Genomic DNA, 20779 nt, shown 5'->3' with positions numbered 1-20779 from the left:
ATTGTTTTAGGTTTTATATTTTTTATGCATGGATTAGATAAAAGGAGGAATAGGTAATACTGCTGGTTTCTTTGAAAGCATTGGCGTTCCCGGCTTTTTAGCCTACATCGTTGCGACTATAGAGCTTGTTGGTGGCATTGCGATGGTATTAGGAATCGGAACGAAATTGGTTTCCATTTTATTTGCAATTATTATGATTGGCGCCATGTTTACGTTGAAATTTTCGGCTGGATTTGAGCTAGATTTGGCCTTCTTAGCCATGTCCGTTTATATTGCTCTATCAAATAGAGTTTCATTTTCATTAGACAACGTGATTTTTCCTTCAAAACAGATTTCCCTTAACCATAGCTATAGAGGCATAAAAGTACAATAAAAGAGGAAATAAGTGGTTTTTTTAGAGGCTAGTTTTATTCTTTATGTTCGACTAGCTTTAAGCTTCTTGAAAATGTTCCGATGAATCAGACCTAAAATGGGAATTAATGCCTCGACGCGTGAAAATACTAACATACGAAAAAGGACGCCCTTCTCATACATGAAAGCGTCCTTAATCAAATTAAGAGTTGATATGTCATGTTGCAGTGTTAGTATGGCTTATTTCTTGCGTTTTATGTACAGAGAACCATTTTAGTTAGAAAAATCCCCTTTGGTCATAATTGGCATTGCATTATGGGCCCCCCAACATTTTACTTTCCACTTGCATTAGCATTTTTGTCAATTAATTCATAGTCCTAGACAATTACTAAATCCCCTTTTAATTTATTTGTCTGATTTTTCTTTCTCAGTAGATGTTTCTGACTTTGTATCATCTGTGACAAGATCTTTAGTAGACTTTTTAAATTCTCTTAATGTTGATCCAAATGCTCTTCCGATTTCCGGCAGCTTAGAAGGTCCAAAAATAATTAGGGCGATAATTAAAACTAGTATCAATCCCGGCATTCCAATATTTTGTAGCATAGTTTCCTCCTAGGATATTTTGTCGTTCCTTCTAGACGTTTATGATCATTTTTAGAATAGCTTTCTTAAATCAATACTCTGAACAAGTTTTTAATCTGTGATTACAGTTATAAACCTTGGATAATAGCTGCGGGTGCTACATAAAGCACCACTTAGAATTGATGATCAATTTTATCTAATTTTTATGGCTGTTTCTTCTAGACTTCACGCTATCAAGAGAGCCCGAAGAAAGAGTACCCTTGTGCAGCACAGCAGCACGCTCAGGCAACCTGGCTACGGTTTCGGCTGAGCAGCTTGCCGGAACGAGAACGGCAGTCGCAGCGTCGCCAACCTTCGGCCATATTTGTTTACCGGACTCGTCTAGCGGTGTAATGCCGCCGGTAGCAAGGGAAAGTGCACGGGATAGGTTGTATTCATTGGACCACCCATACAGCTTTGCAGCGAGATGTGCCTTCTGTAGCGTATCGCCGATCCCGAATGGTGACCAGTGATCCGTAATACTGTCATTTCCAAGCATGATGTTCACCTTCTGCTTCTGAAGCAGCGGGATCGGCATAACGCCTTTGCCGATTGGAGGGTTTGATGCAATGGAGATACCTAGCGATGCAAGGCGGTTTGCCATTTCAACGTCAGCGCCATCCGTTAATGAGGCGAGAGAGAACGCGTGGCTAATCGTCACTTTACCCTGCAGACCGGCTTCCTCAGTCAGATCTGCCAATCTGCGAATGGCCTTCACGCCCGTATCGCCGGATTCATGAAGGTGAATATCAATTCCAGCTTTGTTGTCCACCGCGATTTGTACCATAGTTTGCAATGATTTTTCCATATCCCCGTCAACCAAGGTTGGATCTAGTCCACCAACATGCGTAGCTCCATGCTGCATGGCGTCGCGCATCAGTCCCTCTACATTTGAACGAAGCAAGCCATGTTGAGGAAAGGCAACGATTTCATATGATATTTTATCTGAATAGTTCTCTAATGCACGCTTTAGGTTCTCAAGATTTTTCAGACCAACTACTGGATCGATGTTACAATGGCTCCTGGCATATGTTGAGCCGTAGCCGAGAATCAGCTCAATTAATTTTTCTGCACGCTCCTGAGCGGTTGGAAGGAGTTCCAAAAGCAGTGTCTGCTCCAATTCAATCATGTCGAAAATACCGTTTTCTCTTTTTGCTGCCGCTTTCCAAGGGCCGCCATAATAGGTTTTATCCAAATGAATATGCATGTCTCTAAAAGAAGGGAGAAGTAGCATTCCTTTCGCGTCATAGCAATCGATCCCTTTTTCATAAGGGGCTGAAGTGTCAAGAATCTTGGTAATAGTCCCTTTATCAACTCGGAGGTTGCGCAATACGGTGTCGGTAGCAACGACTTGGCCATTTTCATACTGATATCCACTTTCCACTCGAACATTCAACACCATATAGGAACTGTTTTTTCCCGGTTTTTTGCTGTTATGTTTATCCTTTTTTTCCTTGGCATCAGCGCTTGCCGTTTCAGATACAATTAATCCCATCGTACCCGGTACACCGAGAACAGCGGAAGCGCCTCCAATTTTTCCCGCGTTACTTAGAAACTTTCTACGGGTCAAACCTTTGTTTTCCTGATCCATTTGGAAATCCTCCTCTTGTAAAGTTGTTATTTAGACAAACAATTGAAATACCCTCCTGAAATAACATAGTGTTTAGCTTCTTGCGAACACTTCTGCTGTGTAACTCCCCTGGACAAATTGATCAAATTGCTATTACCTATTAAGACACTCGTTAGTTTCCACTTGTTTTTGCTTTGTCACCGATTCTTTTTGAATAGAATAAACGTTCAGTACTAGAGTACCCGCCACTGTTCCGTAGAGCAGTCTGTCTCTAGTACCTCCCTTTAAAGTAGGTTAGAATAATTATACTAAATATTCCGACATTTAACACCTCATAGACGCCATTTTTGAAAAACATTTTAAAAAACTTCTTGGTCTATGCTTGATGGTGGGGTATTCCATGGTTTTGTTAAAAACCGCGAAAGAATAGAGGAATTGATTAAGTCGTAGACGATTGGTAGTAAAGGCACCTCTTTCAACAGAGGCGCTTTTTATTATGATTACCAATATATTCACTAAACCAAACAGGATCCTTATATTCCTTGTTTATTTATTTTTTCATTGGTAAACGAATTTCTCCACTTTACTTTGGTTTTTGTGACACTTTTAGTTTTGTTTATATTCTTCAATAAACATTTACCCAAAAAATAATCCAATGCATACAATATTTAAGGCAAATGTTCGGAGGGATCGCTATGCATGATTATTTAAATCAAATTCTAACCTATTGGCAAGGAGCCCCGCTTGAAGGGGCAAAAACAATCATTGATAAATACGGATACCCGCAGGAAGCAACGATAAGTAGACTAATATGGTATAACAATGGACCATGGAAACGGACGATTGTGTTTAAGGATCCAGTACCTCATAACTTTCCAACCCCTCATCTGGACTTTCTTGAGCAAACCATAGATTATGAAGTGCCCGTACACTTATTTGATGAAGTCGCCGCCTTTGATGGAAGTGTATATCCAGATCGGACTACAGGTGAGGCATCGGCAAAGTGCCATAAGGAAGCCATGAATTTCTTGTCTTTAAATTTGCTAAATGACATTGTAACTGGTGGGCGTGATGTTGCAGGGGCAAAAGTCTTTTATGCCCGGACAGCAGCAAATTTTAGTAAACACAACATTACATCTCCATATACAGAAGGATTGCTTTTCCCAAAGCAATATAACACTGCAGATCCTGGCATCATATATTTTAAATAAGGTTCCTAAATAGGTGTCAGGCTTTTTGAATTTTGTATCAGTGGAAATTTTTATTAGGCCCTATATGGTTAGTAATGGTGTATTGTTTTATCTTGAAATTAAGGATTCCAATGTTCTTTCTTATTTTTTCTTTGATCCGTCATGAGGTGCAGGGAAATTGGATTAAATGGTAAATAAAAAAAGATCCTAACTACACAACCATCTTAGTAAACTGAAGGCTTGGGTTATTAGTTTCTATTCTAATTTTCGGACTGATTGAATTCATCTTCCCTGGTTTCGTCGGTGCGGACCATGGGGGGTAGCCATGAGGATAGTGGCGGTGCAACCGGGGGAATCAGCGGTATCGGGGCGGCAGTGGCTATATTTAACTTTATTTTTATTGCCTTAATTATACTGGCTGTCATCGGCTTGCTTATCGGTTTGGTCGGGATAACCATCCGTTATTTTAGTCGGCACGATCAGGATTTTTTCGACGATGACCGCAATAACGATCGGGATGACGACGAGGAGTACGATCGATACCGTGGAAACAGAAATCGATCTCGTCGCAGGTAGGCAAAGCCGATGTGGTTAAAATTAAGAGGTTTATCCTGGTCGTCACCAATATCCTGCTGAGCCTTTTACGGCTGATAATTAATCGTTTTTTTAATTATAATATCTCTTTGACCCTCCGCTTTTTAACGGTAATAAAGCTAATGTAAAACTTTCTATCTAATAGCAGGCGAAGTTTCAGCTAAATGTCAATGGAAGCGACAAATATACAACCTTTGAATCTTGTCCATGACATTGGGGTTACGTGCCAGTTAGAAATGATTAAGAGTAACATAGCTATAACTCAGGTACAGTGACGCATAGGTTCTTTAACATATTAATGTGATACCTTGAATTTTCCATCTATCAGGTTTGTCTTATCATTTTTTTATATAACAGCCATTAATGATTCTTATAATTTAGGGGCCATTTTCTATGGTATTGTAAAAAAAAGCGCGAGAGGAGCATGGAGAAAGTGCCCTACCAACCAGAAATACTCTTGGGAGGTTTTTTAGATGAAAGCAAAAATCATGGTTATTAGCAACACTCTTGATGACCATAGTGGTTCTTGCAGCGTGTTCGAATGATAAAAGGAGGTATCTTTTCATGATACGACAATATCGAAAATCATCTTATGTCATGCTGCTTATTGTTACATTATTACTGTTAGTCGTAAGTGCATGCAGCAGTAAACAGAACGCTCAACCTGAAAGTGAAAATAAAGAAAATAATGCAGGCACAACTGAAGAAAATACTAATACGGAGAATAAACAAATCCCTCTGATCTATGTAAACAATCGAGAAGCAAATACAGTCCAAATCATTGATCCTACAACATACAGTGTTGTCAGCACTTTAGAAGTAGGAGAAAAACCTACATATGTTCAAGTAACCCCTGATGGAAACTATACGTATGTTGTTAACAGCAAATCGGAGGATGTTTCAATTATCGATACCAAATCAAATAAAGTAATTAAAACAATTCCAGTCGGTAAAACGCCTAAAGGAGTGAACTTTACAACAGACGGGAAATGGGCCTATGTTATAAATGAAGGTGAAGATACTGTAACCGTCATTGATGTTGAAGAAATGAAGGAAACTACCGTCATTAAAACAGGCAAATTCCCTCATAACGGCATTTCCAGTCCGGACAGCAGCAAATTTTATGTGACAAATACAGCTTCAAATTCTATATCCGTTATTGATACAGAAAGTCAATCTGTTATCGATACAATTGAAGGCGTAAACGATCTGCCGCATAATTTAACGATTACACCTGACGGAAAAACACTTTGGGTAACGTTAACAAAATCGAATGCTATTGGAATTGTTGACTTGGAAAAAGGAGAAATGGTTGAAACGCTCCCTGTTGGCAAAGGGCATCACGTGATTGATTTAACGAATGATGGTAAAGTTGCTTATGTTGCGAATATTGGAGCCAATACTGTTACAGTCATTGATACAGCATCAAAAGAAGTCGTGAAGTCCATTAAAGTGGGACAAGGTCCGCATGGTATTGCGATCACACCGGACAATAAGGAAGTCTATGTACCTGTTACAGAAGAAAATAAACTTGTTGTCATTGATACAACAACAAATGAAGTGATCCACACCATTGAAACAGATGCCTTCCCATTTTTCACAGCAACAATAGGCAGCCGTGGTACAGCACATTTTACTGAAGCATCAATGAAGGAAAGTCATCATTCAGAAGAAAATTCATCCGGAACACAAGAGGCTTCAGATGACTCACAACAAGAAGCATCAAAAACGGTTCTTGAAAGCTCCCCTCTTTTAAAAACTGATGAAACCTATACGTATACATTTAATGAATCTGGGGAATATACTATTCACTGCGACCCTCACCCATATATGACAATGACGGTCAATGTTAAAGATGGTGAAAAAATGGAGGAACAAACAGTCGAAATAAAAGACTACACTTATATACCAGAAACACTTGAAATTACACCTGGTACAACAGTAAAGTGGATCAATAAAGATACGGTCCAGCATAACGCTGTAATTGAAAAGTGATATTCATAGAGGCACTCATCTTGTTATGATAAGTGCCTTCTTCTTTAATTTATTCTTCAACAAATGGTTATTGAACCCCTCGCGTTCGTTTGTGTGCATTTTCGTTATGATTTTGCACCGTATCTCCCTCACGTAGATACTTCATCATTTCGGTGAACGCCGGTCTATCTTTTTTCGTTCCCGTGATTTTTTCCGAGTAGATATTTTTCTCCTCCACACCGTATTGCTTTAACGCGTCAAATTGCATATGTAAATTTTGATCCTTTGTGCTGACTCGGGCATACCCAAATAACATATTTTGTAACTCCTTTTGAAGTTTGTTATTTCTATGTTGTCAAAAAGGTTAAATGATGTATATAATGATATTTTGTTTTTGATACGCCTTTTGAAACTGCGTAGGTGCTGATATGTGGGTGAATAATTTTATAAACTTTTAAAATACCATTCGTTATCAAAAACGAACGAACACTTATGACAGTAGGAATGGTGTCTGATATAATTTAGATATAAAACAAAGGTGGTGTGTTGTATGCTAGAACGTGAAAGCGAATCCCAAGGGAGAAAATTTGCTTGGGTAGATAGATGGGCAAAGATGACTGGTGATCGGGCAAAAATTGATGCTAAAGCAAATAACACATATATTGTTTATGAAACAGAAAACGGACTCGTAAAAGAATATCCGGATGGAACGATTGTCAAATTTGATACAAAACCAACTGGTGATAATTAATGGGGTATGACAAACTCCCTCCTATGATGTATGTTTTCGCTGGAAACAACGGTAGTGGAAAAAGCACGCTACGTAGCCTGCTAATCGATAAGTTAGGCATTGATATCAATATTGATCCGGATTCAATTGCTCGAAGACTGGACCCGAAAGCACCCGAAACCAAACAATTTGCAGCAGGAAAAGCAGCTGTGAAACTGGTCTATGAGTGCATTAAGGAAGAGAAGAGCTTTTCGATCGAAACTACGCTGGCTGGGAAAAATGCCATCCATCAAATGACCAAAGCCAAAGAAGAAGGCTTTGAAATCACAATGTTTTACGTTGAATTAAGCCACGTAGAACAAAACATTGAGCGAGTGGCATTGCGTGTAAAAAATGGCGGGCACCATATCCCGACAAGCGACATCCTGAAAAGGGATACGACTTCTAAAGAGAACCTGCTTCGAAATTTATCCCTCGTTGACAATCTTGTCGTCATCGATAACAGTAAATCAGATGGAGAACTGGTTTTAGAAATCTCCAATGGCCGTATAACTTTTGAAGTTGACGACCTTCCTGACTGGGCATCCCCTATAAAAAAGACATTCAATACGACAACATAAAAGATTCTCCTGTTAATTTAATAGGAGAATCTTTTTGCATGTGTCTAACTATGGCTTTCCTACCCCCAGCTATCCATTGCAACTAGCATCTATTATAATGAAGGTTTTCGTTATAAAGTTGCTTTGTTACTCTAACCGAAATACTTGTAACCACCGTTACACCTGATTTTCTTTAAGTTGTTTCACCAATTTATAAAAGGTGGTCTTTTTAACGCCAGCCTGCTGCATGGCCCGTGTCGCTGTAATCTCACCACTCTTCCATTCATAATAAGCTTCCATGAACTCATCCGTAGTCTTTGCTTTGGGACGGCCAAAAGTTTTCCCTTGCTGCATGGCCACATCAATTCCTTCACGCTGTCGTTTTCGAATCCGGTCCCGTTCTTCCTGTGCCATCCAAGAAAGGATTTGCAAAACGAGGTCGGCTATAAAGGTCCCCATGCTATCCTTATATTGGGTGGTATCGAGTAGTGGCATGTCCAACACTACAATGTCGGCTTGAAGCTCCTTTGTAATGGCATTCCATTCCTGCACAATTTCCTCTTTATTCCGACCGAAGCGATCGAGGGAATGAATGTACAGCACATCCCCGGGCGAAGGATTCGTTTTAAGAGCTGGTACTGCTCCCGTTGAAAATCTTTGCCACTCACTTTATCAATAAAGATATCACGTTTGTTGATCCCTTGTTCTTTCATCGCGGCGACCTGGCGTTCCTCACTTTGGTCTTTGCTACTCACTCGTATGTATCCGTAATGCCGAATTTCCATTTAAGGGTACCCTCTCTTCATTTGGTTTTCTCCCATAAAGTATACCTGCTTTCGTTCGTTAATGTACATGGAAAAACGTGAACGTTCGCAATAAATTTTTTGGGTTTATGAACGCTTAATTTTATAGATTTAAGAGATCTGTGGACTGTTCGTAAAAGTGTACTTTTACAAACGGAACAAAATCATTTTACAGAAAAGGGCTATTGTTAAGTATTGGTTAAGGTCCATGGGAAAGCTGTATTGTAAAAGGGAATTTTTATGTAATGTTGGGACTAATTATTGCTATAATCGTTTTTAATTTGATTGCCTTTAGAACAAATAGGCGATTGAGTATAAACCAAATCGTACATATATGGATGTTTACCATCGCTTTGCATGGACTTGCTGATATGCGCCATTTATCAGGTTTATTTTTTTTAGGAAAGCATATGCCTTCAGTTAGAATCTTTACTTACAAATCTTTTTAGGACCTTCTGAAGCTAAAGGGAATGAAAATTGATTATATGTCGTGTGTTTTTAAAAACTATAAAATTCTAAGCGTATGATGGAAGCATAAATCTAGACAATTTGTAAATGAGTTAATACAATACATAGTAGAGTATATAAAGCAATTCATAAAGGAGATATAGAATATGGAGTTTTCACAGGATTTAAAACTACGATTAAAGCGGGCAGAAGGACAAGTCCGTGGCGTGCACAAAATGATGGAGGAAGAAAAAGAATGCAAAGATGTCATTAGTCAGCTATCCGCAGTAAGATCGGCCGTTGACCGTACGATTGCTACGATCGTTGCTGAAAATCTGGAGCGATGCATTCAAGAACAGGCGGACAAGGGAGAGGACACAACTAAAGTAGTTCAGGAAGCCATCGAATTATTAGTCAAGAGCAGATAAGAAAAGATTAAGGAGCAATTAGATTTGCTTTTTAATTTTCATTTGTTAACATACCCATAGATGTATATGTACGGAAGGAGAGCTGAAAATGTCAGATCAAAAGAAAACGACCATCGTTTTGTTTAGTGGTGACTATGATAAGGCAATGGCCGCGTATATTATTGCCAATGGGGCTGCGGCCTATGATCATGAAGTAACGATTTTCCACACGTTTTGGGGATTAAATGCCCTACGAAAAGATACTCAGGTGACAATGAAGAAAGGTTTTATGGAGAAGCTATTCAGTAAGATGATGCCTAGAGGTACCGATAAAATGGGTCTTTCCAAAATGAACTATTTAGGCATGGGACAGAAGATGATAAAAAATGTCATCAAGAAACATAATGCCATGCCTCTACCTCAATTAGTAGAAATGGCACAAGAGCAAGATGTGAAATTGATTGGTTGTACGATGACAATGGATTTACTTGGCCTTCAAAAAGAGGAACTCCTTGACGGGATTGAATACGCGGGGGTTGCTGCTTATATTGGAGATGCAGAAGAGGGTAATGTTAATTTATTTATATAATTTTTTGGGTTTATCATACCCATACATGTATTAGTGTTCAAACAAGTTATAGAGTTAAAGGAAACTAGGAGGGAAAGTTATGAAGGAAATTACAGCGAAAGGGCTAGAGAAGAAAGTAAGAGATGGAGAAAGGGTAAACATTATTGATGTGCGAGAAAGTAAAGAGGTAGCACAAGGAAAAATTCCTGGTGCCCAGCATATACCGCTAGGGCAAGTGCTGGATCACCTGGATGAAATGGGTAAGGAAAAGCATTATTATATCGTTTGCCGTTCCGGTGGTCGAAGTGGCAAAGCATGTGGAATATTAAGTAAGCAAGGCTGTGATGTAACCAATATGGCAGGCGGTATGCTTGATTGGTCTGGAGAAGTAGAGAAATAGGAGGTATTCACATGAATATTAAGTCACATGAAATATTAGATGCTAAAGGATTAGCATGCCCTATGCCCATTGTGAAGACGAAAAAGGCAATGGCCAACTTAAATGAAGGGCAAGTCATTGAAGTTCAGGCTACAGATAAAGGATCTACTGCCGATTTAAAAGCATGGGCAGAAAGCACAGGCCATCAGTACCTTGGCACGGTAGAAGAGGAAGAGGTATTAATGCATTACGTGCGAAAGGCTAGCGAGGCCGAAACGAAAGGAGAAACAAAACACGAGGTGATTACGGATCTAGAAGACCTCCGAAATAAAGTAGATGGTGATGAGGATCTATCGATTATAGATGTCCGTGAACAAGCTGAATTTGCATTTGGTCATATTCCGGGAGCCATCAATATTCCCTTAGGAGAGATTGAGGAACGTTTTCAAGAGCTAAACCAGGATGATGAGCTGCATGTCATTTGCCGTACAGGAAGTCGAAGTGACCTAGCTGCACAAAAATTAAGTGAAAAAGGTTTCAAACATGTGAAAAATGTTATACCTGGAATGTCTACATGGGAAGGTTCGATGGAACAAAGTAAAAAATAGCTCATTTATATAAGGAGGAATTTTAAAATGGACCATACAAAAGTCGCCATTATTGCAGCGAACGGTAGCTTGTTTGACGCGTATAAGGTATTTAATGTAGCCACAGCAGCTGCAGCATCTGATGCAGAGGTAGGAATCTTCTTTACGTTTGAAGGGTTGAACTTAATTCATAAAGAAGGGCACAAAAGCTTACCACTGCCAGAAGGTAAAGAGCATTTTCAAGAGGGATTTGAAAAAGCAAACGTTCCTTCTATCGAAGAGTTAGTCGGAATCGCTCAAGAATTAAATATTAAATTAATTGCCTGCCAAATGACGATGGATGTCATGAGTTTAGAAAAGAGTGATTTTATTGATGGAATTGAAGTTGGCGGGGCTGCTTCATTCATCGATTATGCGAAAGACGCTAATATTTCATTAACATTTTAGGTAAGGGAGGAGAAACAGAATGACTGTAAAAACTATCACAACAAGTGAGTTAGCAAAGAAAGTTGTAAATCATGAAGAGACATTGATTTTAGATGTTCGAAATACGGATGAATTTGATGATTGGAAAATTGAAGGCGGAAGAGTCAAGGTCATTAACGAACCTTACTTTAATTTGCTCGATGGGATTGAATCTGTAGAAGGGAGCTTGCAAAAAGATCAAGAAGTCATCGTCGTATGTGCGAAAGGCGGATCTTCCGAAATGGTTGGAGAATTGCTTGAAGAAGCTGGCTATTCTGATGTTTATTCCCTGAAAGGTGGTATGAAAGCTTGGAGTGAACACTTGGAACCAACGAAAGTCTCTGATTTAAGTGGGGGAGGAAGCCTCTATCAATTTGTCCGTCTAGGAAAAGGTTGTCTCTCCTATTTCATTGAATCTGACGGAGAAGCTGCGGTTATAGATGCCAATCGAATGACGGATATCTATGAAACATTTGCTAAAGAAAAAGGTGTGGAAATAAAACATTTGATTGATACCCATTTGCATGCAGATCATATTTCTGGAGGACGTCAATTAGCGGAAAACGTTAAGGGTTCCTATTATTTACCTCCTAAGGATGCAACAGATGTTACTTTTGACTATACAGCACTTCAAGAAGGTAATGATATCGTTGTCGGGAATACAACGGTACAAGTACAACCGATTTATTCACCGGGTCACACCCTGGGGAGCACATCCCTCATCATTGGTGATCAATATCTTCTTACAGGGGATATCTTGTTCATTAAGTCCATTGGTCGTCCTGATCTAGCAGGGAAGGCAGAAGATTGGATAGGAGATCTGCGTGAGACATTATATAAACGGTATAAGGAGCTCTCTAATGACTTGGTGGTGCTCCCAGCTCACTATTCATTTGCCGAAGAGCTTGGCAAAGGTGGTAAAGTGTCTGCCCGATTGGGAGATCTTTATCAGAAAAATTCAGGTCTTCAAGTCGATGATGAAGGTGAATTCAGGAGAATGGTGACGGATAACCTTCCGCCACAGCCTAATTCTTATGAAAAGATTCGCCATACCAACATGGGGAAAGCGAATCCGGATGAGGAAGAACGTAGAGAAATGGAAATTGGACCTAACCGCTGTGCGGTTCACGGGTAATTAAAAGGAGGAGAAAATCATGGAAGCAGTAAAAAAATTAGATGCAACAGGATTGGCTTGCCCAATGCCGATCGTTAAAACCAAAAAGGCCATTCAGGAATTAAACTCAGGTGACGTATTAGAAATTCATGCAACGGATCAAGGAGCTAAAAGTGATCTAACCGCATGGGCTAAATCAGGTGGCCATGAATTGCTACAGAATACTGAGGAAGAAGGCGTATTGAAATTTTGGATTAAAAAAGGTTAAGTGTGAATCAAAAAGGGGAGGACAGTGTTCTCCCTTTTTACAAAGGGGGAGAGAATGGACCTAGCATTTATCATTACGATTTTTTTCATTGGCTTTATAGGATCCTTATTGTCCGGCATGCTGGGCATCGGCGGTGCCATTATCAATTACCCCTTGTTACTCTATATCCCGATCTTGTTTGGATTTGAGGGATTAAGCGCTTTTGAAGTATCCGGTGTTGTGGCTGTGCAAGTGTTTTTTGCGACATTATCTGGTGTTTGGGTCTACCGAAAAGGCGGATATTTAAACAGGAGTTTAATTATAACCATGGGGATCAGCATATTAATTGGAAGTTTAATCGGGGGAATTGGGTCACGACTCCTAACGGAAGAAGGTATCAACCTTGTATATGGGCTATTGGCAATCCTCGCTAGTGTAATGATGTTCATCCCCAAAAAAGGCATAGATAAAGCCGATCATGAAGACCTTCATTATAACAAAATAGTGGCAGCTGTTCTGACCTTTTTTGTCGGGCTTGGTGCAGGCATTGTTGGTGCAGGAGGGGCCTTTCTTCTTGTTCCTATCATGTTAGTCATATTAAAAATCCCAACCAGAGTAACCATTGCGACTTCATTAGCTGTAACGTTTATTTCATCCATTGGTGCCACAACAGGGAAAATAGCGACAGGGCAAGTTCCGTTTGTTCCGGCCCTTGTTATGGTGGTAGCTAGTTTAATTGCCTCACCGTTAGGAGCAACTTTAGGTAAAAAAATCAATAGCAGGTATTTGCAAGGAATATTGGCATTATTAATTTTTGCTACAACCATTAAAATCTGGTTTGACATCCTATATTAATCTTGAACGGTCTCAATATAGGATTCAAGGGCAGGATGATATTCTTTTTCGTAATGCCCCTTAGGGCAGAATTTAACCACTTGGCTAGAGAGTAAACTTGTTCGATTTACTGTTAAATGTTCTTTGCATTGAGGGCATTTTTCTTTAAAAAGATTCTTTATAGTCATTTATTAAACCCCCTTCACAAAGAATATTGTAAAGCTTATCCGTATACTTGGTATTATAACAGGAAATTAGACACGATAAAAGTGATAGATTGGAGAAGTGAGTAGAGTGGGAGGACACCGATTTAATCCTGAAAAGGCTGATAAATTGTTAAGCGAGGACAGACAACAACAATTACCCTATAAACAGATCATGGATATGCTGGAGTTAAGTAAACGTGACGTTATTGCCGATCTGGGAGCTGGAAATGGTTATTTCACTATACCTATGGCCGGGCATACGAAAGAACCTGTCTATGCCGTGGATATTGAGCCTGAAATGATTGATATGTTAAAGAATAGGGCAGCAGAAGCCCGGGTTAATAATATTGATTATCTCATTAGTGATTTAGAACATATCCCAATTGACTCACAATCGGTTGATAAAGTGATGGTCTCCTTGGTTATTCATGAAGTTCCGAGTATTGAGAATGCTTTAACTGAAATTAGGCGAATTTTAAAACCAGGTGGAATTGTTTTGTTTATCGAGTGGGAAGCGATTGAAACAGATGATGGTCCCCCAATCCATGAAAAAATTCCTTCAGGGGAATTGGCTGAGACCTTACAAGCACAGGGATTCGAAACAACAGTCTTTCAACTTTATTCAAGTCATTATGCCATTAAGGCAAAACGAGTTTAAGAGGTTAGGTTAAAGAGGACTTTATGACAAAGTATCAGAAAGGGGACAGTTTAATGTTTCATTATACAGTGGAAGCCAATCAAACAGTTGAGGAATCAGTAAAGGTATTGGAAGAGGTACTGAAACAGGAAAAGTTTGGCGTTCTTTGGGATTTCGATATTAAAGATACTCTGGAGAAAAAGGGATTCGATTACGATCAGAACTATAGAGTTCTTGAAGTTTGTAATCCAGAGGCGGCAAAAGAGGTTTTAACACAAAACTATATGGTCGGTTACTTTCTTCCTTGTAAAATTGTTGTGTATGAAGAGCAAGGAAAAACAAAAATTGGGATGCCTAAGCCAACAACACTCATTGAGCTAACGGGGGATGAATCATTACAAGCATTTGCAGAAGATATTGAATCTAAGCTTGTTGCATGCATGGACAAAGCTGCCAATAAATAATATCCCTGTTAGTAGACTGTATAAGATGATAAATAGATGATGCAAAAACGGGAGCCCCATTTCACGATTTGAAATGGGGCATTTTTTGCGCGGGTTATACCCTGATCTTTTGTTAAAGAAATATAAAAGAATCATCCATTAGTTTTGTTTAATATGGATGATCCTCTATTTTTTGTTTGTGCAAAATAAATATTAAAACCGCACAATTTAAATTATAAATTGATAGGTAAATTCTTTTCATCAGATTCTTGTATCAAAAACGAACGTTATTGATAAGTATATGGATTTTATGTGTGAAAGAGTATCTTCAACAATGCGAACGGCCATTTAATGGAATAATGCCTAATTGATAAAAAATGATAAAATTTATTATTGACCCTGTACCATAGTACGGAGTCCATACTAATAACTGAGGAGGGGATGAAGTGGAAGGATTAACAATAAGCCAAGTAGCCAAAGAAGCAAATGTCAATATTGAAACCATTCGATATTATGAAAGGCGTGGATTGATTTCTGAGCCTCCTCGAACGGAATCAGGTTACAGGAAGTTTCCTCTAGAAGTCGTGGAAGATATTAAATTTATCAAGCGAACGCAGGATTTAGGGTTTACTCTCGAAGAAATTAAAAACCTTTTAGCTGCTTCAAATGATGAAAAGTTTCGTTCTGAGGAAATGCACGATTTTGCAACAAGTAAAATGAAAGAGATTGAAGCGAAAATTCATGATCTACACAAAATGAAAATATTGCTTGAAGACTTGGCAGAAAAGTGCCCTGGTTCTGGGATATCAAAAAATGAATGTCCAATTATTAAAAATTTTAAAGGAGTGAATTAGAAATGGCTAAACGATTAGTAGAAGTATTTACGGCGGGTTGTAGTGTTTGTGAGGGTGCTGTGCAAGAAGTGAAAGATTTAGCTTGTGATAATTGCGAAGTAGTGGTTTATGATTTAAATAAAAAATGCGACACACTCGAATGTGAAGCAAAAGCGAAAGAGTATGGTATGAAATCTGTTCCTGCCGTTGCAATCAATGGGAAATTGGTCAGCAACAACGGCATCGACACCGATGCGTTAAAAGCAGCTGGCTTAGGTCAATAAATAACGAATGGCAAGGGTGAGATTTTCACCCTTGCCATTATTATGCAAGAAAGGAGAGTTGTCCATGAATAAGGCGGTATCAAAGAATGTAACAATTATTTCATATGTCATTGCCATTACATTTATTATCACGATGATTACGGCTTCGCTCATGTTAAATAATCATCAAATTATTTTGCCGGAACTTGCTGCAATGGCGATTGCCATGTGGGTATATCGAGAACCTGGATGGATCAGGCAACCATCGAAGGTTCTTTTTGCCCCGTCCTTCACTGCTGTCATTGGCTTTATGGTTAATCTATTACCCATTTCTTATGTAGGAAAAGTAGGTATCACCCTTGTGCTTTTGATGCTCTTACTGCGTCTCATTCGATCGAATCTGGCACCATCTATTGCAACAGGCTTACTGCCAGTGGTTATAGATGTAGACGGATGGTCATTTATTATATCGACTTTCATTCTTACTTTCATATTGATGCTTGGGGTTCTACTATTTAGATTAAATAACGGTCTTGAAAAGAAGGTGAAGATACAGTACAAGTACATGGTCGTGTTTTTAGCGTTGAATTTCGTATGGATTGGTTTAACTTGGGCCGTTGGCTATCCCCAACTAGCGGCAATCCCACCTATTCTTGTCGTTGTTTATGAATCACTTCAGAAGCCTATGTACAATGGGAAAGTAGCTTTTAAGCAAAGTCTTGTATTGACCATCTCTGCGACTGTCGGCACGCTGTTGTACTTCGCTTTTGATTCGTGGATATTGATAACGTTGATAAATATGATATTAATGTGCATTCTGTTGCGGATTGTTGGTGTCCGTATCCCAGCAGTGTACGCTTTTCCATTGCTCCCGTTTATCTTTCCAGATAAAGTGGTAGCGATGTTGCCGTTAGGTTCATTGGTTACATGTGTATTTCTGTTTAGTTCAGTTTTAGCGTATAAAAAGGTGGAAATAAAACAACGGGAAAAAGGGCTCCTAATGTGACGTAAAAGGGATCATGTATGAAGGGACCTGTAAAGTAAGCAGTCTGATGATCAGGAGATCGTAGAACGCACGGACGATGAAACCATGAAAGTTTTCCATAAATATTCAGAGTGAGGAGCGAGACCAATGAAGATAGAGGTCGTTACTTCCGGTGTGCCCGGTTGCAAAAGTTGTGAAGCAACAAAAAAGCGTGTTCAAGACGTCCTAAAGATTTTCCGAGTGTACAATTTGGTGAAATTGACTCTTTGGAAGAGCCAGAACGCATAGAATCTCTAGGTGTGATGACTTCGGGTGCGATTGTCATCGACGGAGAAGTGGTTTTCTCCAGCCTCCGAAAGAAAAAGTGCTTCGCCATAAAATTGAGGAAACGATGACATGAAAAAACATGCCGTCTATAGCGTTAGCCATTGTTGCTGTTGTGGTCGCCTATCCCTCAGTGAATTGGGAGGCTGATAAAGAAGCAACTGAAACGGAAAATGTGACATTAAGTAACGGTGGTCAAATCGCTTTATCAGGAAGCTGCGCTTTCCGGCAATCCCGGTGAGAAAAAAGTCGCTTTGACAGGTCTAGGTTTATTCTGAACGAGCTGTCAAGCTGCGGTCGCAGCTGCGTTGGAGGAAACTGATGGTGTTCAATCCTCCCATGTCAATCTTGAACAGGATCGCGCAACCGTGGTCTATCAGCCAAAGGTTGTATCAACCAAGGAAATTAAACAATGTATTACCGATCTTGGTTATCAAGTTAGTGACGTGAAGGAGGTTCAGCTTTGAATACGATTTATGAACAGTTAGCCGGACTGGAGGCTGTGGCACCTTTCTCGTACTTATTGGTTTTGTTAGCGGAATTTGAGTATTTGTTATGTACCGATTTTAGTCATGTTTAGTGGTTATATGGGCAAACATGCGGAAGAGGGAACCGGTAAAGCCCGTCGGTATTCTGATGGGGCTACAGCAACTAGGGGTAAATAAGGTAAAGGCCAAAGTGGCCATTTAGTTATTGTAGAACACCTTTTTGGAATTAAGATGGAAGGAATAAGTTTTGAAATGCTTGTCAATATGGCCTCATTATTTGCTGTGTTTGTTATTTATCGAACGGAAAAGGAGATGCGTCTAGCCAGGAAGTTTTATCAAAGGCACATATCCAACAGGCTAAAGCTATTGTCATTACTTCTGACTCATCGAAAGGGGAATTAGAAGTAGATCGGTATAGTATTGTGATCACGATTGCTGCAAAGATTGCTAATCCAAGTATAAAGATCCCTACTGAAATTCTCACAGCGAAGCAATCGGAACATGCCAGAAGAGCAAGGGCTACTACTATAATCCCAGCTTATGAATCTTTGGGCAGGGAAATGTATCATCAAATTTATAATAGTGTAATAGAGAGTTTCAATAGATAGCCCCACACGTACCCATTTCATAGATGGAAGGTTAGTCAATCCGGAGATACCAACAAAGGGTCAGAAGTATATATTTGAAAATCCTTCTTTCCTTTGATAACTTCGGATATATATGGTAGAAAGAAGAGTACGTTATTCTTAAAGAAGGAGAGATAATTTATGAACAAAACAGAATTAGTTAATAAAGTTGCTGAGGATTCTGAGCTATCAAAGAAGAATGCAGGTAAAGCCGTGGATTCTATTTTGGAATCTATTACAGAAGCACTTTCAAACGAAAATAGTGTTCAAATACTAGGTTTTGGTAACTTTGAAGTAAAGGAAAGGTCAGCACGTAAAGGTCGTAACCCGCAAACAGGTGAGGAAATAGAAATAGCAGCAAGTAAGGCACCCGGATTCAAGCCAGGAAAAAGCCTTAAAGAAGCAGTAAAATAAGATAATTTTAAAATCAGCATTATACATTGACCCCTTTTTTTGTCTTGGGGGATAATTTTATCCTGTTTAACAACAAAAGCCAACTTCCTTATTAAATTAGCTTTCTAGAAGATTTGTTGATACATTATAATTCATAGGTGCAGTTTAGATTGTTGTTAAATTCACAATTTATATCTGAATTGTGACCTTGTAATGTATTTATAATTATCTCCTCGATATTCCATATATTAGTAACTTATTCACTATCCTTTCAGATGTTTATTTTAATCCTTGTCTAATCAATAAAATTGAATTTTGTGTCAATTTAAAATAAACAAATTCAGGTAAGACAACTGAATAAAATCACATACCAAAAAGGCTCTTGCAATTAGCAAGAGCTTTTTTGCATCTGTATAAAGATGTAATAAAATAGGTTTAGGAACATTTGTTCCCATATCGATTGAATTATATTATAATGTAATCGATCATAAATTTAAATTAAGTGTATTTTCTAAGTAATATAAGTCTACACATCCTCAATGTAAAATTAAGGTGTGCACTGAGAGGAGTGGGGAAGTGGATCTTAATAACAATAGCCAAAAAGAGATTACTAAATACGAAGATTATCCTTACTTAATGTATGTTCGAGTATCTACTGATAAAGACGAGCAGAAAGATTCTGTCCCAAATCAGATTGATATATGTAGATATTGGCTAGATAAGAATAACTTTGAGTGGAATGATGATGCTGTTTTAAAAGATGATGGACTAAGTGGAACATTATTTTTAGAGCGCCGAGCTATGCAATTAATATTAAGTAAAGCTCGAAATCGAGAAATAAAAATGGTTATATTTAAGTCTATTCACCGTTTGGCTCGTGATTTAAAAGATGCTCTGGAAATTAAAGAAGTACTAATTGGGCACGGTGTTCGTGTTGTCACAATTGAAGAGGATTATGATAGTTACTATGAAGGTAAAAACGATATGAAATTTGAAATGTACTCCATGTTTGCTGCTCAATACCCTAAAACACTATCTGTTTCGATAAGTGCCTCGTTAGCTGCTAAGGTTAGGCGAGGTCATCATATTGGGAAGGTTCCTTATGGTTATGACCGTGTAGACCATAAACTGAAAGTAAATGAGAAACAAGCTTCAGTAATTAAACAAATATTTGATTGGTACACAATAGATAACATTGGCTTTAAATCTATAACGAACAAATTAAATGAGGGGGTAAAGGATGGTTCTATATTGAAACCTAAAACCAAGGATTACTGGGGGGTTACAACTGTACAAAGGATTATTCAAAATCCTATTACATGTGGAACTTTCATTCTTAATAGATATGCGCATATTAAAGTTGACGGTAAGAAGAAACAAATCCAAAACCCAAAAGAAAAATGGATAGTATTCGAAGATCATCATCCAGCTATAATATCTAAGGAACAATGGGGGAAGGCAAATAACAAAGATAAAAAAAGGTATAACACAAAAATATCAGAATGGAATGAATTCAGAGGCTTACTTAAGTGCAAAGAATGTGGTTCGAATATGGTTACAATGCTTTCTTATAAGCGTAGAAAAAGCGATGGTCATAAAACGACCTGGAAATATTTAAAGTGTAGCGCCTATCGCAGGGCTGGTAACTCCGCGTGTGTAAACCATGTTCCCATAAGATATGAAGACTTCAGAGAGTTTGTTTTAAATTTACTATTAAAAAAGTGGGAGGACATTGAGCTTGATTTTGAGAATAGCTTTGGTAAAAACAGGGTAAAAAAAGTTAAAAACCTCGAAAATCAAATCAAACAAATTGAATCGAAAAAAAGTCGCCTAGTTGATATGTACCTAAATGAAATGTTGGATAAAGAGGAATATATGAAGCGAAAATCAGCATTTGAAAATGAACTGCAAAAGTACCAAGATGAAATTTATATGTATAATAAGGATGAAACAAGTGAAGTCGAAATTAAAAATATCAGGGAAGCATTCAATTCTTTAAATAACAGAGATCAAGATTTGAATCGTGTATTCAAAGAGATCATTGACCACATTGACATATTCCAAAACGGTGATGTTGAGGTTACCTATCTAATTGGATGAT

The 20779-nt window shown here is 38.6% G+C and carries 27 protein-coding genes and 2 pseudogenes; 24 read left to right on the top strand and 5 right to left on the bottom strand.

Annotation, left to right across the window (positions count from 1 at the left end; all coding sequences use genetic code 11):
• The first annotated feature begins 37 nt into the window (after window positions 1–37).
• Entirely contained in the window at window positions 38–373 is a 336-nt protein-coding gene (locus MUO14_RS02995; protein ID WP_396265831.1) for a DoxX family protein, read from the top strand.
• Between the two features lie 383 nt (window positions 374–756).
• Here the strand turns inward: MUO14_RS02995 and tatA are convergent, their stop codons facing one another.
• Together tatA and MUO14_RS02985 are read right to left on the bottom strand one after the other, a co-directional pair.
• Window positions 757–954 carry a twin-arginine translocase TatA/TatE family subunit gene (gene tatA, locus MUO14_RS02990; protein ID WP_244753566.1) on the bottom strand — a complete coding sequence of 66 codons (198 nt, stop codon included), beginning with the start codon at window positions 952–954 and terminating at the stop codon, window positions 757–759.
• A gap of 175 nt (window positions 955–1129) precedes the next feature.
• Complete coding sequence (locus MUO14_RS02985; RefSeq protein WP_244755461.1) at window positions 1130–2374, bottom strand: amidohydrolase; 1245 nt, start codon at window positions 2372–2374, stop codon at window positions 1130–1132.
• Window positions 2375–3237: 863 nt separating this feature from the next.
• Between MUO14_RS02985 and MUO14_RS02980 the strand changes: the two genes are divergently transcribed.
• The 3 genes from MUO14_RS02980 (at window position 3238) to MUO14_RS02970 (ending at window position 6321) form a co-directional block, all read left to right on the top strand.
• Window positions 3238–3753 (top strand): hypothetical protein, encoded by a 516-nt coding sequence (locus MUO14_RS02980; protein WP_244753565.1) that lies wholly within the window; start codon window positions 3238–3240, stop codon window positions 3751–3753.
• Window positions 3754–4044: 291 nt separating this feature from the next.
• The gene (locus MUO14_RS02975; protein WP_244753564.1) at window positions 4045–4308 is read left to right on the top strand and encodes a hypothetical protein; all 264 of its coding nucleotides are present in this window, start codon (window positions 4045–4047) and stop codon (window positions 4306–4308) included.
• Between the two features lie 582 nt (window positions 4309–4890).
• A complete protein-coding gene (locus tag MUO14_RS02970; RefSeq protein WP_244753563.1) occupies window positions 4891–6321 on the top strand; it encodes a YVTN family beta-propeller repeat protein in 1431 nt (476 codons plus the stop codon).
• A gap of 67 nt (window positions 6322–6388) precedes the next feature.
• Here MUO14_RS02970 and MUO14_RS02965 read toward each other — a convergent pair whose 3' ends face one another.
• Window positions 6389–6616, bottom strand: coding sequence for a recombinase family protein (locus tag MUO14_RS02965; RefSeq protein WP_449768900.1), 228 nt, complete (start codon window positions 6614–6616; stop codon window positions 6389–6391).
• Window positions 6617–6850: 234 nt separating this feature from the next.
• Between MUO14_RS02965 and MUO14_RS02960 the strand changes: the two genes are divergently transcribed.
• Both MUO14_RS02960 and MUO14_RS02955 read left to right on the top strand, forming a co-directional pair.
• Window positions 6851–7051, top strand: a complete 201-nt coding sequence (locus MUO14_RS02960) for a hypothetical protein (protein WP_244755751.1) — start codon at window positions 6851–6853, stop codon at window positions 7049–7051.
• A complete protein-coding gene (locus MUO14_RS02955) occupies window positions 7051–7650 on the top strand; it encodes an ATPase (RefSeq protein WP_244753562.1) in 600 nt (199 codons plus the stop codon). The genes MUO14_RS02960 and MUO14_RS02955 overlap by 1 nt, the downstream gene beginning before the upstream one ends.
• 156 nt (window positions 7651–7806) lie before the next feature.
• Here MUO14_RS02955 and MUO14_RS02950 read toward each other — a convergent pair.
• Window positions 7807–8414, bottom strand: a pseudogene (locus MUO14_RS02950) (recombinase family protein).
• 632 nt (window positions 8415–9046) lie between these two features.
• On the opposite strand from MUO14_RS02950, the gene MUO14_RS02945 reads away from it, so the two are divergent.
• The 8 genes from MUO14_RS02945 to MUO14_RS02910 all read left to right on the top strand — a co-directional run bounded on the left by MUO14_RS02945 (window position 9047) and on the right by MUO14_RS02910 (window position 13501).
• Window positions 9047–9307 carry a metal-sensitive transcriptional regulator gene (locus tag MUO14_RS02945; protein ID WP_244753561.1) on the top strand — a complete coding sequence of 87 codons (261 nt, stop codon included), beginning with the start codon at window positions 9047–9049 and terminating at the stop codon, window positions 9305–9307.
• An 88-nt stretch (window positions 9308–9395) separates the two neighbouring features.
• Window positions 9396–9875, top strand: a complete 480-nt coding sequence (locus tag MUO14_RS02940; RefSeq protein WP_244753560.1) for a DsrE/DsrF/DrsH-like family protein — start codon at window positions 9396–9398, stop codon at window positions 9873–9875.
• A gap of 79 nt (window positions 9876–9954) precedes the next feature.
• Window positions 9955–10254, top strand: a complete 300-nt coding sequence (locus MUO14_RS02935) for a rhodanese-like domain-containing protein (protein ID WP_244753559.1) — start codon at window positions 9955–9957, stop codon at window positions 10252–10254.
• A gap of 11 nt (window positions 10255–10265) precedes the next feature.
• Window positions 10266–10841 (top strand): sulfurtransferase TusA family protein, encoded by a 576-nt coding sequence (locus tag MUO14_RS02930; RefSeq protein ID WP_244753558.1) that lies wholly within the window; start codon window positions 10266–10268, stop codon window positions 10839–10841.
• A 27-nt stretch (window positions 10842–10868) separates the two neighbouring features.
• Complete coding sequence (locus MUO14_RS02925; protein WP_244753557.1) at window positions 10869–11267, top strand: DsrE/DsrF/DrsH-like family protein; 399 nt, start codon at window positions 10869–10871, stop codon at window positions 11265–11267.
• Between the two features lie 19 nt (window positions 11268–11286).
• Window positions 11287–12420 (top strand): MBL fold metallo-hydrolase, encoded by a 1134-nt coding sequence (locus MUO14_RS02920; protein ID WP_244753556.1) that lies wholly within the window; start codon window positions 11287–11289, stop codon window positions 12418–12420.
• A gap of 19 nt (window positions 12421–12439) precedes the next feature.
• Window positions 12440–12667 carry a sulfurtransferase TusA family protein gene (locus MUO14_RS02915; protein ID WP_244753555.1) on the top strand — a complete coding sequence of 76 codons (228 nt, stop codon included), beginning with the start codon at window positions 12440–12442 and terminating at the stop codon, window positions 12665–12667.
• A 54-nt stretch (window positions 12668–12721) separates the two neighbouring features.
• Window positions 12722–13501, top strand: coding sequence for a sulfite exporter TauE/SafE family protein (locus MUO14_RS02910; RefSeq protein WP_244753554.1), 780 nt, complete (start codon window positions 12722–12724; stop codon window positions 13499–13501).
• Here the strand turns inward: MUO14_RS02910 and MUO14_RS02905 are convergent.
• A complete protein-coding gene (locus MUO14_RS02905; RefSeq protein ID WP_244753553.1) occupies window positions 13498–13668 on the bottom strand; it encodes a hypothetical protein in 171 nt (56 codons plus the stop codon). The genes MUO14_RS02910 and MUO14_RS02905 overlap by 4 nt on opposite strands.
• A gap of 106 nt (window positions 13669–13774) precedes the next feature.
• Here MUO14_RS02905 and MUO14_RS02900 point away from each other — a divergent pair, with 106 nt between their 5' ends.
• The 10 genes and pseudogenes from MUO14_RS02900 to MUO14_RS02855 all read left to right on the top strand — a co-directional run bounded on the left by MUO14_RS02900 (window position 13775) and on the right by MUO14_RS02855 (window position 20778).
• Window positions 13775–14344 carry a class I SAM-dependent methyltransferase gene (locus MUO14_RS02900; RefSeq protein ID WP_244753552.1) on the top strand — a complete coding sequence of 190 codons (570 nt, stop codon included), beginning with the start codon at window positions 13775–13777 and terminating at the stop codon, window positions 14342–14344.
• Window positions 14345–14397: 53 nt separating this feature from the next.
• The gene (locus tag MUO14_RS02895; RefSeq protein WP_244755459.1) at window positions 14398–14787 is read left to right on the top strand and encodes a DUF302 domain-containing protein; all 390 of its coding nucleotides are present in this window, start codon (window positions 14398–14400) and stop codon (window positions 14785–14787) included.
• A gap of 425 nt (window positions 14788–15212) precedes the next feature.
• Window positions 15213–15620 carry a MerR family transcriptional regulator gene (locus tag MUO14_RS02890; protein WP_244753551.1) on the top strand — a complete coding sequence of 136 codons (408 nt, stop codon included), beginning with the start codon at window positions 15213–15215 and terminating at the stop codon, window positions 15618–15620.
• Between the two features lie 2 nt (window positions 15621–15622).
• Window positions 15623–15883: a thioredoxin family protein gene (locus MUO14_RS02885; RefSeq protein WP_244753550.1), complete on the top strand. Its 261-nt coding sequence runs from the start codon at window positions 15623–15625 to the stop codon at window positions 15881–15883.
• Window positions 15884–15947: 64 nt separating this feature from the next.
• The gene (locus MUO14_RS02880) at window positions 15948–16868 is read left to right on the top strand and encodes a hypothetical protein (RefSeq protein WP_244753549.1); all 921 of its coding nucleotides are present in this window, start codon (window positions 15948–15950) and stop codon (window positions 16866–16868) included.
• A 385-nt stretch (window positions 16869–17253) separates the two neighbouring features.
• Window positions 17254–17412, top strand: coding sequence for a hypothetical protein (locus tag MUO14_RS02875; protein WP_244753548.1), 159 nt, complete (start codon window positions 17254–17256; stop codon window positions 17410–17412).
• Between the two features lie 52 nt (window positions 17413–17464).
• Window positions 17465–17638: pseudogene (locus MUO14_RS02870) on the top strand (heavy-metal-associated domain-containing protein); the annotation flags it as partial.
• A 293-nt stretch (window positions 17639–17931) separates the two neighbouring features.
• Window positions 17932–18267 (top strand): NAD-binding protein, encoded by a 336-nt coding sequence (locus MUO14_RS24680; RefSeq protein WP_396265830.1) that lies wholly within the window; start codon window positions 17932–17934, stop codon window positions 18265–18267.
• A gap of 159 nt (window positions 18268–18426) precedes the next feature.
• Window positions 18427–18699 carry an HU family DNA-binding protein gene (locus MUO14_RS02860; RefSeq protein ID WP_244753546.1) on the top strand — a complete coding sequence of 91 codons (273 nt, stop codon included), beginning with the start codon at window positions 18427–18429 and terminating at the stop codon, window positions 18697–18699.
• A gap of 555 nt (window positions 18700–19254) precedes the next feature.
• Window positions 19255–20778: a recombinase family protein gene (locus tag MUO14_RS02855; RefSeq protein ID WP_318036008.1), complete on the top strand. Its 1524-nt coding sequence runs from the start codon at window positions 19255–19257 to the stop codon at window positions 20776–20778.
• The last annotated feature ends 1 nt before the right edge of the window (window position 20779 follow it).

Source organism: Halobacillus shinanisalinarum (genome assembly GCF_022919835.1).
GTDB classification, from domain to species: domain Bacteria; phylum Bacillota; class Bacilli; order Bacillales; family Halobacillaceae; genus Halobacillus_A; species Halobacillus_A shinanisalinarum.
Note: the sequence above shows the minus strand (reverse complement) of the source record. Positions and strands in the feature narration are given on the sequence as shown.